Source organism: Microbacterium sp. KR10-403 (assembly GCF_040196215.1).
GTDB lineage: Bacteria > Actinomycetota > Actinomycetes > Actinomycetales > Microbacteriaceae > Microbacterium.
Map to the genome: position 1 here is coordinate 560401 of NZ_JBEGDC010000001.1, position 14910 is coordinate 575310.

Below are 14910 nucleotides of genomic sequence, written 5' to 3' on the forward strand. Positions count from 1 at the left end.
GCAGACCGACGGATCAGTACGACAGACCGAAGCCGCCCGGCGCCTCAGTACGAGAGACCGAAGCCGACCGTGTACACCGAGCCCGCGGCATCCACATACGGGTAATCGGGGCCGCAGAACATGCCCGGCACGTCGCGGGGCGAGCCGGCGACGGCCTCGGGGCTGCGCGGCACCGTGAGCGGCAGACGTCCGCCCGGCGCGTCAGATCCCGCCAGCACGTCGGCCAGGTTCGCCGGCGACACGTCGTACGTCGCGACGACCGCGGCGGCGTCGGGCTCGACGTCGGAGATCACCCACGGATTCAGGAAGTTCACCACGAGCGCCGTGGGCACGGCCCTCTCGATCGCCCGGATGCGCTCGACGTCGATGCCGCGATCGGCGAGCGTGACGCTCAGCGGCCGGTCGGCGACATCATCACCGCCGAACAGCGAGATGATCGGGCGCACCCAGACCACCGCGGTGTCGGCCTCGGAGGGGTCGTCGACCACCGTGACATGGGTGGCGAGGGCGTGCCGCAGCGACTGCGTGAGCGCGGCCGCCTCTTCGCGGGCGAAGACCTCGACGTACACGCGGCGATCGGGCGCCAGCGGCAGCAGAGGCGCACCGCGATCGGCGGTCGATGCGTTGCGCAGCAGGGTCACGCTGCGCCGCTGGGCGGCCTCGGCCTCCGCGCGGGTGTCCGCGTCGGCGGCCACAGCGGTCGCCGTGTCGGGGTCGACGTAGGGGTTCTCGAACAGGCCGAGCGCGAACATCTCCTCGAGCAGCAGGGTGATCGACCGGTCGAGCTCGCTCTCGGCGAGGGCGCCGGTGCGCACCGCCGCGATCACGTCGGACGGGTCGGTGACGTCGCTGAACACGTCGGTGCCGGCGCGCACGGCCTTCGCGACGCGCTCCGCGGGCGTCAGCTGCTCGACGCCGTACGCCATTCCCTCGAGCACGCCCGAGTCGCTGTTGACGTGGCCGGTGAAGCCGAGACGGTCGCGCAGCAGCCCTCGCAGGAACGCGGAGTTGTACGCGAAGGCGACCTCCTCGAACTGCGCGTCGTCGCCGTGCAGGTCTGCGGGAAGTTCGTCGGCCGAGGTGTTCACGGGCTTCGAGTAGTACGGCATGATCGACGAGACGCCGGCCTCGACGGCCGCACGGAACGGCGGCAGCTGGTACTTCTCGAGGCTGCCCGGGGTGGGGTAGTCGTTGTCCTGCCCCCAGGGGAAGTGCGGGTCGTGACCCTCGGTGCGCACGCCGCCCCCGGGGAAGTGCTTGACGGTGAGGGCGATCGAGTCCGCACCGAGGGCCTCGCCCTGGAAACCGCGCACGAGGGTCGCGATGAGACGTGAGACGACCTGCGGGTCTTCTCCCAGCGTGCCGTTGAAACGGCTCCACCGCGGTTCGCTGGGCACGTCGGCCATGTAGCCGTACATCTTGTGCAGTCCCGTGGCCCGCCACTCGCGGCGCGCGATCTGGGCGAAGCGGCCGACGAGCCGCTCATCGCCGATCGCGGCGAGGCCGAGCTCACCGGGCCACTCCGAGAACACGCCGCCGCCCTCGCCGACGCCGAGCGTCGCACCGGCCGTGACGTGGTTGCGGGGGTTGGAGGCGAGCACGGCGGGAATGCCGAAGGCGGTCTGCTCGGCCAGCTCCTGCAGCGCGTTCGCCCACACCGCCAGCTCGCGTGCCGGCGCGTTGTCGCGCACGATGAGCCGGCGCTGGTGACGTTCTGCGATCGCACCGCGCGCACTCGACGCATAGAGCTTGGGGCGATCCAGCGGTGCGCCGGTGATCGGCTGCCGCGTGGAGTAGCCGTCCTCCTCACGCAGGTGGGTGCCGGTCGGGTCGAGCCGCGGCGCCGCGCTGAACGACGGGCGCCCCGTGGGGAACCCGCCGTCATCGCCCACCCACGCCGACCCGGCCATGTAGTGGGAGCCGATGATCATCAGGCCGGCCTTCTGGGCGAGGTCGAGACGGTCGCGCAGGTCCTCCGCACGCTCGCGGGGCGTGAGCCGCCAGTCTTCGTACGGCGTGAGCCGGCCGTCGCCGTCGAGGTCGCGGAAGCGCAACCCGTCGACCTCGATGATCGCCGCGTGACGCGACTCCAGTGCGGGCTGCTCCATGATGCGCTCCTCGTGACTCAGTGCTGCTCGGCGAACTGGCCCTCGGCGCGGATCCGCGCGTTCAGCTCGCGCAGGTACTCGTCCTCGTCGAAGTCGAGGGGCACCTCGCGCCCGGTCCAGCTGGACAGGTGGATGGCATTGGCCAGCCGCACCCCGTTGATGCCGTCGGCGCCCGGGGCGAGCAGCGGCGTGCCGTCGATGATGTTGGCCGCGAAGTTCTCCAGCACGCCCGCGTGCTGCTGTCCCCAGGCCGAGTCGAACTCGATGGTCTCGGTCGTGTACAGCTCGGCCGGGTCGATCTCTCCCATGAACAGCTTCACCACGTCCTCCGCCTTCATCGCGTCGCTGAGCTCGCGCTCGGGCTTGATGAGCCGGGTGACGGTCGCGGTCTTGCTGCCCTCGACGACGATCTTGCCCTGCTCGCCGAGGATCTCGAACCGGTCGGTGCCGACGAGATCGTGGGTGGCCGTGATGAAGGTGCCGGTCGCGCCGTCGCCGTAGTCGACGACCGCCGTGACCTCGTCCTCGACGGCGATGTCGCGACGGAATCCGTACGCGACCTTCGCGTAGACCGACTTCGGCACGCCGCAGATCCACTGCCAGAGATCGAGCTGGTGCGGTGCCTGGTTGACGAGCACGCCGCCGCCCTCGCCGCCCCAGGTGGCGCGCCAGGCGCTCTGGTCGTAGTAGCCCTGCGGCCGCCACCAGGTGGTGATGATCCAGTTCGTCCGCCGGATCGCGCCGATCTCGCCGGCGTCGACGATCTCCTTCAGCCGGCGGTAGAGCGGGTTGTTCCGCTGGTTGAACATGATCGCGAAGCTCAGTTCGGGCTTCGACGCGGCGTAGTCGAGCAGTTCGCGCACCTGCGCGGTGTAGACGCCGGCCGGCTTCTCGACGAGGGCATGGATGCCGCGGCTGAGCGCGTCGATCCCCATCTGCGGATGCAAATAGTGGGGGACGGTGGTGACGACGGCGTCGACGGTTCCGGACTCGATCAGCGACAGGTGGTCGTCGAAGAACGGCACCTCGGGATACAGCTCGGCGGCCTTCTGCTTCTTGGCGTCATCGACGTCGGCGATCGCACCGAGCGTCATGTTCGGGATCGCGCCGTCGGTGAGCAGCTTCGCGTACATGGAGCCTTGGGCGCCCAGGCCGATGATGCCGAGGCGGACGGGGGAGGTGGTCATGCGATGGTGCTCCGTTTCAGTGCGCTGTCGGGGGTGAGGGATGCCGCGGCCTCGGGGAACGACGTCGCGTAGACGTCGTGGATCATCCCGACGATCTCGGCGCCGACGGCCGGGCTGATCCAGAAGGGCTCGGGATCGGGCAGGCGACGGTAGAAGTCGGCGATGAGGCGGGCGTGCGAGACGCCCCAGTAGGCGCGCTCGCCCGTAGCGGTGAGTTCGTCTGCGACGTGTTCGACGCTGCCGTCCGCGAAGACGATCTCGAGATCGCCCTGCAGGTGCAGGTGGGCGTTCTCGGCGACGATGTCGACGGTGACCGGTTCGTTGGCGGCGTGTGCGACGGTCGCGTAGAAGACGCTGCGCACGCCGCGGCGGTGCGTGAGCGTCATCTCGGCGGTGTCTTCGACCTCGATCGGCAGAGCGTGGCGCGCGGCCGATCCGGCGACCGAGACGACGGGCCCGACGAGCCAGCGCAGCAGATCGAGCGTGTGGATGGCCTGGTTCATGAGCAGCCCGCCGCCGCCCCCGGCCCAGGTGCCGCGCCACGGCGCCGCGGCGTAGTACTCGGGTGTGCGGTGCCAGATCACCGAGCCCGAGGCTCCGAGCACCCGACCGACCCGGCCCGAGCGCAGCAGCTCGCGGGCGGCGGTGACCGGCGCGTTGTACCGGTTCTGGAAGCAGACGGCGCTCTTCGCCGCCGAGCGCTCGGCGACCGACACGAGCCCGGCGGCCTGGTGCGGATCGCGGGCCACGGGCTTCTCGATGATGGTGTGCACGTCGCGCTCCAGCGCGTCGATCGCGATCTGCGCATGGCTGGCGTGCGGCGTGCAGACGTGCACGACGTCGGGGCGCACGCGGTCGATCAGCTCGAGGTGGTCGGTGAACCCGGCGACGCCGTGGCGGCGGGATGCGGCATCCACCCTCTCCTCATCGGTGTCGCAGACGGCGACGAGCTCGGCGTCGGCCAGGCCCGCGATCGCGTCCAGGTGGACCGTGGAGACATCGCCGCACCCGATGACGGCTGCGCGGACGGTCATCGGGTCGCGACATCCGCATCGGCGAGCAGCCGCGCGAAGGCGCGCGCGGCCTGCCCGAAGGCGACGGGTCCGGAGAATCCGCCGAGGGTGAAGGCCTCGTCGAGGTGCGGTTCGAGCGAGGCGAAGCCGGTGTATCCGTCGTCGCGCAGCGCCGCGATCGTCGCGGCGACCTGGCCGTCGCCCTGACCGGCCGGCACGACCGCACCGGTGCGGGCCACGGCATCCTTCACCTGCAGGTACTCGAGGTGCTCGCGCAGCAGCGGGTAGCCCTCATCGTGCGGCCGGGCGACCCCCACCTGAACGAAGTTGGCACTGTCCCAGGCGACGCGGAGCGCCGGTGAGCCGACCGACTCGACGATGTCGGCGACGCGCTGCGGGGTGTCGCCGTAGATGTCCTTCTCGTTCTCGTGCAGAAGGACCACATCCGCGCGCTCGGCTTCGTCGGCGAGCGCGCGCATGCGGGTCAGGACGTCGTCGCGGATCGCCTCGACGGGGATGCCCTCACCGCGGAAGAACGAGAAGACGCGGATGTAGCGCGCACGGAGAGCGTGCGCGACGTGAATGACGCGGCGCAGCCGTGCGACCTCGTGCTCCACGGGCTCGGACACGTCGACCTTGCCGATGGGCGATGCGACGGCCGAGACGCCCATGCCCGCGCCGTCGAGGAGTCCGGCGAGCTGTGCGGTCCGGTCTGCATCGAGGTCGACGACGTTCACGCCCCAGGCGCTGCGCACCTCGATGTGAGCCGCCCCGAGTGCCTGCAGCACCGCGATCTGGATGCGCGGGTCGGGGTCGATCTCGTCGCCGAAGCCGGAGAGCGTCCACGTCGCAGCCGGGCTCGTCATCGCCTGCACCACCTTTCGCGGGTCGGCCGTCGACCCACGATGTCGATGCTACGGTCTTTCGATCGATTTGGCAAGCGATTGTCATCCTGTCTTTGCCCTGTAATGTTCGGCATGATTCGGCTCTGAGTGATGTCTACGGCATACGGTTGCCAAACGATGTGAATCCTGGCAGACTGACGATGTCGTCCCGATGACAGGGCGCGCATGACGAAGCATGACGAAGGAGACACACGTGGCCAAGATCGGCGTTCAGGCGATGATGCTCAAGGGGAGCTTCGTGCAGCGCGGAGCGTACGAGACGCTGCGTGCGATCACCGAGCTCGGCTACCACGCGGTGGAGATCTCGCAGATCCCGATGAGCGCCGAGAACGTCGAGCAGCTCGAGGCCGCCCGTGATGAGCTCGGCATGGACATCGCCTCGCTCTCGACGAACCTGCGCGGCGGCGGCGGGGTGGCCGTCGATGCGCTTGTCGACGACTACGACAAGCTCGTCGCCGACGCGCATCGGCTCGGCGCGCGGATGCTGCGGATCGGGATGCTGCCGTTCGACGCCATGCGGTCGCTCGACCGGGTGCTCGCCTTCTGCGACGACGTCGAGGAGTACGCGAAGCGGCTGGCCGACGACGGCATCGGGCTGTACTACCACAACCACCACATCGAGTTCGCGAAGTACGACGGGCGGCTGCTGCTGGACATCATTGCGGAGCGCTCGCCGCATGTGGGTCTCGAACTCGACGTGCACTGGATCCAGCGCGGGGGCAAAGACCCCGTCAGCGTCATCCGGCAGTACAGCGATCGCGTGCGCATGGTGCACCTGAAGGACTATCGCATCGGCAGGATGCCGGAAGACGCGTTCGCCTCGCTGGAAGCCGGCGACCACAAGGGCTTCATGGAGGCGTTCACGGGCGTCGTGCAGTTCGGCGAGGTGGGCGAGGGCAACCTCGACTTCCCGGCGATCATCGAGACGTCGCTCGACAGCGATGCGGAGTATCTGCTCGTCGAGCAGGACCAGCTCTACGGCCGCGACGTCCTCGAGTCTCTGCGCATCTCCCACGACAACCTCGTCGAGATGGGCTACGCCCACCTGTTCTGAGCCGCGCCTCCCCCGCCCCCTCGGCATCGCCCCTCCCGCGAGGTCGCACGGTTTCTCGCGAGGTCGCTCCGATTCTCGCGAGGTCGCACCGAATCTCGCGAGGTCGCACCGAATCTCGCGAGGTCGCACCGAATCTCGCGAGGTCGCACCGAATCTCGCGAGGTCGCACCGGGTCGCGGCATCCACCCCCTCCCACAGCTCCCCGCGACTGCCTAGGCTGGGCGCAGGCCGCCCACGAAGCGGCTCGACGAGGGGGTCGACCATGGGCCTGAGCAACATCGAGATCGCACAGGCGGCGCAGCTGCGTCCGATCGGCGAGATCGCGGAGGGGCTCGGGATCCCGCCCGACGCCGTCATCCCGTACGGCACGACCAAGGCGAAGATCGCCCTGCCCTACCTACGCACACTTGCCGCCCGCTCGCAGGGGCGGCTCATCCTCATGACCGGCACGTCGCCCACGCCGGCCGGCGAAGGCAAGAGCACGACCGTCGTCGGGCTCGGCGACGCGCTGACCCGGCTCGGCGAGAAGGCGATGATCTGCCTGCGCGAGCCGGCGCAGGGCCCGGTGTTCGGTATGAAGGGCGGCGCGTGCGGCGGCGGATACGCCCAGGTCGTGCCCATGGAAGACATCAACCTGCACTTCACCGGCGATTTCGCGGCCATCGCGGCGGCGGCGAACCTGCTGGCCGCGCTCGTCGACAACCACATCCACCACGGCAACCCGCTGGGCATCGACGTGCGGCGCATCACCTGGCGTCGTGCGCTCGACGTCAACGATCGGGCGCTGCGCGACATCGTGGTCGGACTCGGCGGGCCGGGCAACGGCTATCCGCGCGAGTCGGGGTTCGACATCGTCGTGGCCAGCGAGGTCATGGCGATCTTCTGCCTCGCGACGAGCCTCGACGACCTCAAGCAGCGCCTCGGCGACATCGTCGTCGCGCAGACGCGCGATCGCACCCCGGTGCGCGCCCGCGATCTCGACGCGCACGGAGCCATGACCGCCCTGCTACGCGACGCGCTGGCCCCGAACCTCGTGCAGACGATGGAGCACACGCCCGCCTTCGTGCACGGCGGGCCGTTCGCCAACATCGCGCACGGATGCAACTCGTACCTCGCGACGAGTTCGGCGCTGCGCCTGGCCGATTACGTCATCACCGAGGCGGGCTTCGGGGCCGATCTCGGCGGCGAGAAGTTCGTCGACATCCTGTGCCGCACGACCGGGCTGCGCCCCTCGATGGCCGTCGTGGTCGTGACGGTGCGCTCGCTCAAATATCAGGGAGGGGTGGATGTCGCGGACCTGCCTCGCGAAGACGTCGCCGCCCTTGAGCGCGGGGTCGTGAACCTCGAGCGGCACCTGCACATCGTGCGGGATGTGCTCTCTCTGCCCGCCGTGGTCGCGGTCAACCACCGCGCGGAAGACAGTGAGTCCGAGGTCGCCGCTCTGCGCGCCGCGTGCGACCGGCTCGGCGTGCGGATGTCGGTCGCGACGCACTTCGCCGACGGGGGAGCGGGAGCCGAAGACCTCGCCCGCGCGGTGATCGACGCCTGCCCGCCCGAGCCGGTCGAGCCCACGTACACGTATCCGCTCGAGGCGACGCTGTGGGACAAGATGACCGCCCTCGCGACCCGCGTCTACGGCGCGGCGGACATCACGGCCGACGCGGCCGTGCGCGCGCAGATCCAGCGGCTGCAGGACGACGGATACGGCGACCTGCCGGTGTGTGTCGCGAAGACGCAGTACTCCTTCTCGACCGACCCGACGGCGCTGGGCGCGCCTGAGGGCCACACCGTCAACGTGCGCGAGGTGCGCCTGGCCGCCGGTGCGCGGTTCATCGTCATGATCTGCGGCAACATGATGACCATGCCCGGCCTGCCGGCGCGGCCGGCTGCGGCATCCATCGACGTCGACGCCGACGGCCGCATCACCGGGCTGTTCTGAGGGGCGGGGCGAGCTCCCCCTGGGCGGATCTGTCGCCGTTGCGCACTCTCCGGCGCCGCAGTGCGCAACAGTGCCAGATTCTCGCGGTGATCGGGCGGGCGGGATGCCGCGGGCCGCGGCATCCCGCACTGTTCCCGACGCCACGGCTGCAGTAAGCTCGTCGGCACCGGGAAGCGCCCGGGATGTGAGGGAAGGAGCCGTGAACATGGACACCGCCTTCGTCGCGCCCTTCGCCGACCTTCATCCCTAGAGGCCACCCGCGGTGGCCTCCGCCTCTTGGAGCAACCACCTGTGACTTCTTCTTTCGACGACCTCGATCTCACCTTCGCCGACGTGTCGCTCGGCGACGGGCAGCGCTGGACCACCTGGCCCGAAGCACTCCCCACCGAACGCGGCCCCGAGCCGAGACCCGCCTGGGTCGTGACGTCGGCCGGCGCCGTCGACACCGAGCTCGGCATCCTCAAGACGGGCAAGGAGGGCGATGTCTTCCTGATCGAGCGCGCCGTGCCCGACGACCCGTCGACCGCGGTCGTGCTCGCGGCGAAGCGCTACCGCGACGATGACCACCGCACCTTCCAACGCTCGGCGGCCTATACCGAAGGCCGCCGCACGCGCAACACGCGCGACGCCCGCGCCCTCGCGAAGAAGTCGACGCACGGCCGTGCTGTCGCCGCGGCGCAGTGGTCGTACGCGGAGTTCGAGGCACTCTCGCAGCTCTGGCAGCTCGGCGTGCCGGTGCCCTATCCCGTACAGGTGACCGGAACCGAGGTGCTCATGGAGTTCATCGGCGACGGCACGGTCGCCGCTCCCCGGCTGGCGCAGTCGCACGCGCGCGGCACCGAGCTCGACGGCCTGTTCGCGCAGGTCGTCGAGATCATGCGGGTTCTCGCACGCGCCGGCTTCGCGCACGGCGACCTCTCCGCATACAACCTCCTCGTGCATCGCGGACGCGTCGTCGTCATCGACCTGCCGCAGGTCGTCGATCTCGCGGCCAACCCGCAAGGCTTCGACATGCTGCATCGCGACTGCGTCAACGTCTGCGACTGGTTCGCTCGCCGCGGTGCGACGGTCGACGCCGAGGGTCTGTTCGGCGAGCTCGTCGCCGAGACCTTCGGATGACGGGTGGATGCCGCAGCACTCCGAACCTGCTCGACTCGGTGAGAGAACAACTCCCGGCCGAGAGTGCGGGGAATATCCGTTCTCTCAGCGGTCAGGTGTTCTCTCGCGGTTGAGGCAGGGGTGGGGGTGCGAGCCGAGCGGGGTAGGGGCCGATCACTCCGCGAAGATGATCTCGAGACCCGTGAATCGGGTGAAGCCGCGGTCGGCGGTGATCAAGGGCACACCGAGGCTGACTGCGTGCGCCGCGATGAGTGCGTCCTTGGACCGCGCCGCGCTCGGTGGCGTCGCGGTCAGCGACGCGTAGGCAGTGGACGCCGCGCCGTCGAACGGTCGCCAGAATGCGCGCAACTCGTCGAGGGCGGAGACCAGCTGGGCCCGCACGCGCGCCAGTTCGCGTCCGTCCGGCTGCAGGGCGAAGCGCTCTGCACCGCGAAGCAACTCGCCGCGCACGATGTGGGAGGCTCCGTGGTCCTCGATCGCATCCACGATCTGGTCGGGTAGCGCGCCGATCAGCACGCTGGTGTCGATCATGGCTCTCACCGTGCGTCGTCCAGCCGGTCGGCGTCGCGATCAGCGGCGAGGGCGCGTCGTTCTTCCGCGGTGACCTCAGCGGGGAGCAACGCGCTCAGCAGGCGCAGACGCGTCTTGATCGCCGCCAACTGCTCGGGTTCGTCGTCCGGCAACGGCACGACCCGCAGGCGCGGGCGATTGTGCACGGTCACGATGGCGCCGGTCTCGGCGAACGCAGACGGGTTCGCCTTGAAGACGCTCATCGGAACCTCTGGTGTGAAATTCTGGGCTGGCATGATCAATTTGGTCTTTTCGATGTGAATAAGTCCGTCGACGCCCATTTTAGTCCAATATGTCTCGTACACGCCTTCCTTTTCGTGGGAAGGGCCCTCGCAGGCCGATGACCCGGGCGCGTCTGGATGCCGCAGCCCGCGACATCACGGCGCCGAGAGAGCGAGCTCCCACACGTTGTACGCGAGCTCGCCGCCGCGCCATGGCATGGATCCCGACCCCGTGAGCCTGAAACCCGCGCCGCGGCACAACGCGTTCGAGCCCGGATTGTCCTGCCCGGGATACGCCACGAGCAGCGCGCGGTCGCCTCGCGCGACGACCCGAGGAATCAACTGCCGCAGCGCTTCGCGTGCGACTCCGCGCCCCTGGAACTCGGGCAGCGTGTTCCATCCGGTCTCGTACGCGGGCGTGCCCTCGTGGTCGACGACCCAGAAGCCGATGCCGCCCGCCGGCTCGCCGTCGACCTCGATGCGGTACATCTCGGCCTCGCCCGACGCCGAGAGGCGCAGGTACCGCTCGTTGCGCTCGACGAGCTTCTCGGGCGGTTCGGGTCCGCCGATGTAGCGCGTCATCTCCGGCGTGTTCGCGCGTTCGAGCAGCGGCAGATCGCCCTCAGCCCACGGCTGCAGTGTGACGTCCATGCCCCGATCCTGCCCCGGGGCTCCGACACTCCCGCCCGCTGCCCGATCAGCGCCCGGCCCTCAACCCGATCAGCGCACAGCCCCCGGATCGGCCAGCGCCCAGCCCCCGGATCGGTGAGAGTACAACTGATGGACGAGGGAGAGGGAAATAACCGCTCTCTCGTCCGTCAGTTGCACTCTCACGGTCTTGAGGGGGCGCGGGCTCACCCGCCGCGCGCTCACCCGCCGCGCGCTCACCGTGGAGCGCGGGCGGCGAGTGTGTGGATGCCACAACCCCGGCGCCTCGCGCGGCCGCACCGGGTTGTGGCATCCCTCAACCTGTTTGAAGGTGCGTTGTGGAAGACCTACCGTGTCACTGTTCCCTCCGGAAAGGTCTCCCATGGTCGACGTCGTCCGCACGAAGAAGCCCTCCGTCCACAAGCGCCACCCCGCCGGCGGCGCCCCGACCGCACCGCACAGCGCCGCCGAGGCGCAGCGTGCCGACGCATCCGAACCGCGCATCGACATCGCGGCGGTCACCGACCTGCTGCTGGGCACCTGGGCCGACGCGCGCCGCGAGTCGCGCGAGATGATCAAGGACGAGGAGTTCTGGCAGATCCCGGGGCAGCCGATGTCCGAGCACCGCGAGCGTGTGCTGGGCCAGCTGCACCGCTTCGTCGCGGCGGGTGCCGCGGGCCGCGCCTACCCGGTCGCGCAGGGCGGGCAGAACGACAACGGCGGCAACCTCGCCTCGTTCGAAGAGCTCGTGCTCGCCGACCCCAGCATGCAGATCAAGGCCGGCGTGCAGTGGGGACTGTTCGGCTCGGCGATCCAGCAGCTGGGCACGGCGAAGCACCACGAGAAGTGGCTCGACGACGTGCGCACGCTGACGCTGCCGGGCGCGTTCGCGATGACCGAGATGGGACACGGGTCGGATGTCGCGGCCATCGGCACCACCGCGACCTACGACGTCGAGACCGAGGAGTTCGTCGTGAACACCCCGTTCCGCGCGGCGACGAAGGAGTTCCTCGGCAACGCGGCGCTGCACGGACGTGCGGCGACCGTGTTCGCGCAGCTGATCACCGGCGGCGTCAACTACGGCGTGCACTGCTTCTTCGTGCCGATCCGCGACGAGAACGGGCAGAACCTGCCGGGCGTGAGCAGCGAGGACGACGGCGTCAAGGGCGGCCTGAACGGCATCGACAACGGACGTCTCGCGTTCGACCATGTGCGCATCCCGCGCGAGAACCTGCTCAACCGCTACGGTGACGTCGCCGCCGACGGCTCGTACTCGAGCGAGATCCCCAGCCCCGGACGCCGCTTCTTCACCATGCTGGGCGCGCTCGTTCAGGGCCGGGTGTCGCTGGACGGGGCATCCACCACCGGCGCAGCCCTGGCCGAGTACATCGCCATCACGTACGCGAATCAGCGCCGCCAGTTCGATTCGGGCACCGGCACCGACGAGGTCGTGCTGCTCGATTACGGAAAGCACCAGCGGCGCCTGCTGCCGCGCCTCGCGCAGACGTACGCGCAGTTCTTCTCGCACGACAAGCTGCTGCAGAAGTTCGACGGCGTCTTCGGCGGCACGAACGACACCCCCGACGAGCGGCAGGACCTCGAGACCCTCGCCGCGGCGCTCAAGCCGCTCTCGACCTGGAACGCCCTCGACACCGTGCAGGAGTGCCGCGAGGCCTGCGGCGGCGCCGGGTTCATGGCCGAGAACCGACTGGTCGGTCTGCACCAGGACCTCGACGTGTACGCCACCTTCGAGGGCGACAACAACATCCTGCTGCAGCTGGTCGGCAAGCGGCTGCTCAGCGACTTCGCGAAGCAGTTCAAGGGGAAGGATGCCGCGGCCCTGGCGCGCTACGCAGTCGGGCAGACCGCGGGCAAGATCTTCCACGGTGCGGGGCTGCGCCGGCTCGGCCAGTCGGTCGCCGACTTCGGCTCGACCGCCCGCTCGGTCGAGCTCGGGCTGCGTGCCGAGCAGCAGCACGAGCTGCTGGCCGGCCGCGTCGAGCAGATGGTCACCGACGTGGCGACCGCGCTGCGCCCGGCATCCAAACTGTCTCCCGCCGACGCGGCCGCGCTGTTCAACGAGCACCAGGCCGAGCTCATCGAGGCCGCCCGCGCGCACGGCGAACTGCTGCAGTGGGAGGCCTTCGCCGAGGGTGTCGCCGGTGTTGACGACGCCGGCACCCGGCAGGTGCTGACGTGGATGCGTGACCTGTTCGGTCTGTGGCTCATCGAGAAGCACCTGGCCTGGTACCTGATCAACGGACGCCTGTCGGCCCAGCGCGCGGCATCCGTCACCCGGTACATCGACCGGCTGTGCGCCCGGCTGCGTCCGCACGCGCAGGACCTCGTCGACGCCTTCGGCTTCGAGGCCGAGCACGTGCGCGCGCCCATCGCGCTGGGCGGCGAGAAGGCCCGGCAGGACGAGGCCCGCGCCTACTATGCCGACCTCGCGGCCTCGGGCAAGGCGCCGACCAGCGAGAAGGCGCTGCGCAAGCAGAAGAAGTAGCGGGCGGGGGGGGGGGGGGGTGGAGGTGGTCGCCCGCTCCGTTCAGCAGTCAGTTTTTGCAGCGCACATGCCGCGACGGCCGTCGGAACTGACTGCTGAACAGGCGTGTGAGATTTCGGCAGTCGGCATCTGCGGTCGAGCGACGCGGTGGCCTGCAGAACGTGACTGTTGAACCGCGGGTGAGCGAGGCGCACGCCGCGGAGGCGACCGTGTCGCACCCCGCGCATAGGCTGAACGGGTGAACCCCGACCTCGAGATCGACGCCGACGGGCGCGCCCGCTGCGTGTGGCCCGGCATGGACGCCGAGTATCGCCGGTACCACGACGAAGAGTGGGGGATGCCGCAGCACGGCGACGGTGCCCTGTTCGAGAAGATGTCGCTCGAGGGCTTCCAATCGGGCCTGAGCTGGATCACGATCCTGCGCAAGCGGCCGCGGTTCCGCGAGGTGTTCGCCGGCTTCGATCCGGCGACGGTCGCGGCGTTCGGCGACGGCGATGTCGAGCGGCTCCTGGCCGATACCGGCATCATCCGCAACCGGGCGAAGATCCTGGCGACGATCGGCAACGCGCGGCTCGTCGCCGACATGCCCGGCGGCGCGTTCGACGAGCTGATGTGGTCGTTCGCCCCGACCGGCCCCCGCGCGCGGCCCGTCGCGTTCGCCGAGATCCCGGCATCCACCCCCGAATCCACGGCGCTGAGCAAGGAGCTGCGCCGGCGCGGCTTCCGGTTCGTGGGGCCCACGACGATGTACGCGCTGATGCAGGCCACCGGCATGGTCGACGACCACCTCGTCGGCTGCTGGCGCGCCGGCTGAGGTGCGGCAGTAAGCTCAGCGCAACTGTTTCCAGAGAGGACGGCCCATGGCCACCGAAGCATTCGCCGGACCCGTCGACTACGTCGTGTTCGCGTTCCCCGCCGGATCCGACGCCTCCGGTGGCCTGAGCGCCCTGCTCGAGCGCGTCGCCGCGGGCGCTCTCGAGGTGCTCGACCTGGAGTGCGTGGGGAAGGATGCCGCGGGTGCCGGCGTCCGCCTCGAGCTGTCGTCGCTGGTCGGCGCGGACGCCGCCGCCCCGTTCGCGGGCGCCGAATCGGGCGTGCTCGACGACGACGATCGCGCGGAGATCGCAGCTTCCCTCGAGGAGGGCGGCTTCGCTATCGCCGTGGTCTACGAGGACCGCTCCCTGGCACCCGTCGCCGATGCGTGGGCGGCCGTCGGCGCGAGCGAACTGTTCAGCGGAGGCGTCGCCATCGACGACCTCTCGTCGGCCGTCGAAGAAGGAGCCGAGTCATGAGCCTCTTCCGCACCGCGGCACGTGCCGCCGTCGCCACCCGTGTGATCGGGGCGACCCACCGCCGGCAGCAGCAGCAGTGGGCGGCGCAGGATGCCGCGGCCGTCGCGCAGGCGCAGGCTCAGGCCCCCGCTGCTCCGCCCGCCGCGCCGGTGCCGCCGGCCGCGCCCGCGCCTGCCGCCCCGCCGGCTGCCGCGCCCGCGGCCCCGCCGGCTCCCGCTCCCGGCGCCACATCGACGGCCTCGATGATCGAGCAGCTCACCCAGCTGGGCCAGCTGCGCGACGCCGGGGTGCTCACCGACGCGGAGTTCGAGGCGCAGAAGCAGCGCATCCTCGCGGGCTGAGAGACTG

General features: G+C 70.1%; 14 protein-coding genes. 7 read left to right on the forward strand and 7 right to left on the reverse strand.

All coding sequences use genetic code 11. The annotated features are described in order from the left end of the window. Window positions 1-44: 44 nt before the first annotated feature. From ABMQ42_RS02780 to ABMQ42_RS02795, 4 genes are read right to left on the reverse strand one after another with little or no spacing between them, the layout of a single operon-like run. The gene (locus tag ABMQ42_RS02780; protein ID WP_349721230.1) at window positions 45-2108 is read right to left on the reverse strand and encodes a glycoside hydrolase family 3 protein; all 2064 of its coding nucleotides are present in this window, start codon (window positions 2106-2108) and stop codon (window positions 45-47) included. Between the two features lie 17 nt (window positions 2109-2125). Next, entirely contained in the window at window positions 2126-3295 is a 1170-nt protein-coding gene (locus ABMQ42_RS02785; protein WP_349721231.1) for a Gfo/Idh/MocA family protein, read from the reverse strand. Continuing rightward, entirely contained in the window at window positions 3292-4329 is a 1038-nt protein-coding gene (locus ABMQ42_RS02790; RefSeq protein ID WP_349721232.1) for a Gfo/Idh/MocA family protein, read from the reverse strand. Before ABMQ42_RS02790 ends, ABMQ42_RS02785 begins: the two co-directional genes overlap by 4 nt. Continuing rightward, window positions 4326-5174, reverse strand: coding sequence for a sugar phosphate isomerase/epimerase family protein (locus ABMQ42_RS02795; protein WP_349721233.1), 849 nt, complete (start codon window positions 5172-5174; stop codon window positions 4326-4328). The genes ABMQ42_RS02790 and ABMQ42_RS02795 overlap by 4 nt, the downstream gene beginning before the upstream one ends. A 232-nt stretch (window positions 5175-5406) precedes the next feature. Here ABMQ42_RS02795 and ABMQ42_RS02800 point away from each other — a divergent pair, with 232 nt between their 5' ends. The 3 genes from ABMQ42_RS02800 to ABMQ42_RS02810 all read left to right on the forward strand — a co-directional run bounded on the left by ABMQ42_RS02800 (window position 5407) and on the right by ABMQ42_RS02810 (window position 9325). Beyond that, the gene (locus ABMQ42_RS02800) at window positions 5407-6267 is read left to right on the forward strand and encodes a sugar phosphate isomerase/epimerase family protein (protein ID WP_349721234.1); all 861 of its coding nucleotides are present in this window, start codon (window positions 5407-5409) and stop codon (window positions 6265-6267) included. Window positions 6268-6529: 262 nt separating this feature from the next. Continuing rightward, entirely contained in the window at window positions 6530-8206 is a 1677-nt protein-coding gene (locus ABMQ42_RS02805) for a formate--tetrahydrofolate ligase (RefSeq protein WP_349721235.1), read from the forward strand. Between the two features lie 291 nt (window positions 8207-8497). Further along, on the forward strand, window positions 8498-9325 hold the full coding sequence (locus ABMQ42_RS02810) for a serine protein kinase RIO (RefSeq protein WP_349721236.1): 828 nt from the start codon (window positions 8498-8500) through the stop codon (window positions 9323-9325). Window positions 9326-9478: 153 nt separating this feature from the next. Here the strand turns inward: ABMQ42_RS02810 and ABMQ42_RS02815 are convergent, their stop codons facing one another. The 3 genes from ABMQ42_RS02815 to ABMQ42_RS02825 all read right to left on the reverse strand — a co-directional run bounded on the left by ABMQ42_RS02815 (window position 9479) and on the right by ABMQ42_RS02825 (window position 10767). Beyond that, window positions 9479-9856, reverse strand: coding sequence for a type II toxin-antitoxin system VapC family toxin (locus ABMQ42_RS02815; RefSeq protein ID WP_349721237.1), 378 nt, complete (start codon window positions 9854-9856; stop codon window positions 9479-9481). 5 nt (window positions 9857-9861) lie between these two features. Next, window positions 9862-10176 (reverse strand): hypothetical protein, encoded by a 315-nt coding sequence (locus tag ABMQ42_RS02820; RefSeq protein WP_349721239.1) that lies wholly within the window; start codon window positions 10174-10176, stop codon window positions 9862-9864. Window positions 10177-10272: 96 nt separating this feature from the next. Then, window positions 10273-10767 carry a GNAT family N-acetyltransferase gene (locus ABMQ42_RS02825; RefSeq protein ID WP_349721240.1) on the reverse strand — a complete coding sequence of 165 codons (495 nt, stop codon included), beginning with the start codon at window positions 10765-10767 and terminating at the stop codon, window positions 10273-10275. A gap of 379 nt (window positions 10768-11146) precedes the next feature. Here ABMQ42_RS02825 and ABMQ42_RS02830 point away from each other — a divergent pair, with 379 nt between their 5' ends. The 4 genes from ABMQ42_RS02830 (at window position 11147) to ABMQ42_RS02845 (ending at window position 14903) form a co-directional block, all read left to right on the forward strand. After that, complete coding sequence (locus tag ABMQ42_RS02830) at window positions 11147-13270, forward strand: acyl-CoA dehydrogenase family protein (RefSeq protein ID WP_349721241.1); 2124 nt, start codon at window positions 11147-11149, stop codon at window positions 13268-13270. Between the two features lie 238 nt (window positions 13271-13508). Next, window positions 13509-14084 (forward strand): DNA-3-methyladenine glycosylase I, encoded by a 576-nt coding sequence (locus ABMQ42_RS02835; RefSeq protein ID WP_349721243.1) that lies wholly within the window; start codon window positions 13509-13511, stop codon window positions 14082-14084. A 46-nt stretch (window positions 14085-14130) separates the two neighbouring features. Then, entirely contained in the window at window positions 14131-14562 is a 432-nt protein-coding gene (locus tag ABMQ42_RS02840) for a DUF6325 family protein (protein WP_349721245.1), read from the forward strand. Continuing rightward, window positions 14559-14903 (forward strand): SHOCT domain-containing protein, encoded by a 345-nt coding sequence (locus tag ABMQ42_RS02845; RefSeq protein ID WP_349721246.1) that lies wholly within the window; start codon window positions 14559-14561, stop codon window positions 14901-14903. Before ABMQ42_RS02840 ends, ABMQ42_RS02845 begins: the two co-directional genes overlap by 4 nt. Window positions 14904-14910: the final 7 nt, after the last annotated feature.

Coding starts and splice junctions, on each gene's coding strand:
- ABMQ42_RS02805 (WP_349721235.1), top strand. CDS start 6,530: ATGGGCCTGAGCAACATCGAGATCGCACAGGCGGCGCAGCTGCGTCCG.
- ABMQ42_RS02825 (WP_349721240.1), bottom strand. CDS start 10,767: ATGGACGTCACACTGCAGCCGTGGGCTGAGGGCGATCTGCCGCTGCTC.
- ABMQ42_RS02795 (WP_349721233.1), bottom strand. CDS start 5,174: ATGACGAGCCCGGCTGCGACGTGGACGCTCTCCGGCTTCGGCGACGAG.
- ABMQ42_RS02840 (WP_349721245.1), top strand. CDS start 14,131: ATGGCCACCGAAGCATTCGCCGGACCCGTCGACTACGTCGTGTTCGCG.
- ABMQ42_RS02815 (WP_349721237.1), bottom strand. CDS start 9,856: ATGATCGACACCAGCGTGCTGATCGGCGCGCTACCCGACCAGATCGTG.
- ABMQ42_RS02785 (WP_349721231.1), bottom strand. CDS start 3,295: ATGACCACCTCCCCCGTCCGCCTCGGCATCATCGGCCTGGGCGCCCAA.
- ABMQ42_RS02845 (WP_349721246.1), top strand. CDS start 14,559: ATGAGCCTCTTCCGCACCGCGGCACGTGCCGCCGTCGCCACCCGTGTG.
- ABMQ42_RS02820 (WP_349721239.1), bottom strand. CDS start 10,176: ATGGGCGTCGACGGACTTATTCACATCGAAAAGACCAAATTGATCATG.
- ABMQ42_RS02830 (WP_349721241.1), top strand. CDS start 11,147: ATGGTCGACGTCGTCCGCACGAAGAAGCCCTCCGTCCACAAGCGCCAC.
- ABMQ42_RS02780 (WP_349721230.1), bottom strand. CDS start 2,108: ATGGAGCAGCCCGCACTGGAGTCGCGTCACGCGGCGATCATCGAGGTC.
- ABMQ42_RS02790 (WP_349721232.1), bottom strand. CDS start 4,329: ATGACCGTCCGCGCAGCCGTCATCGGGTGCGGCGATGTCTCCACGGTC.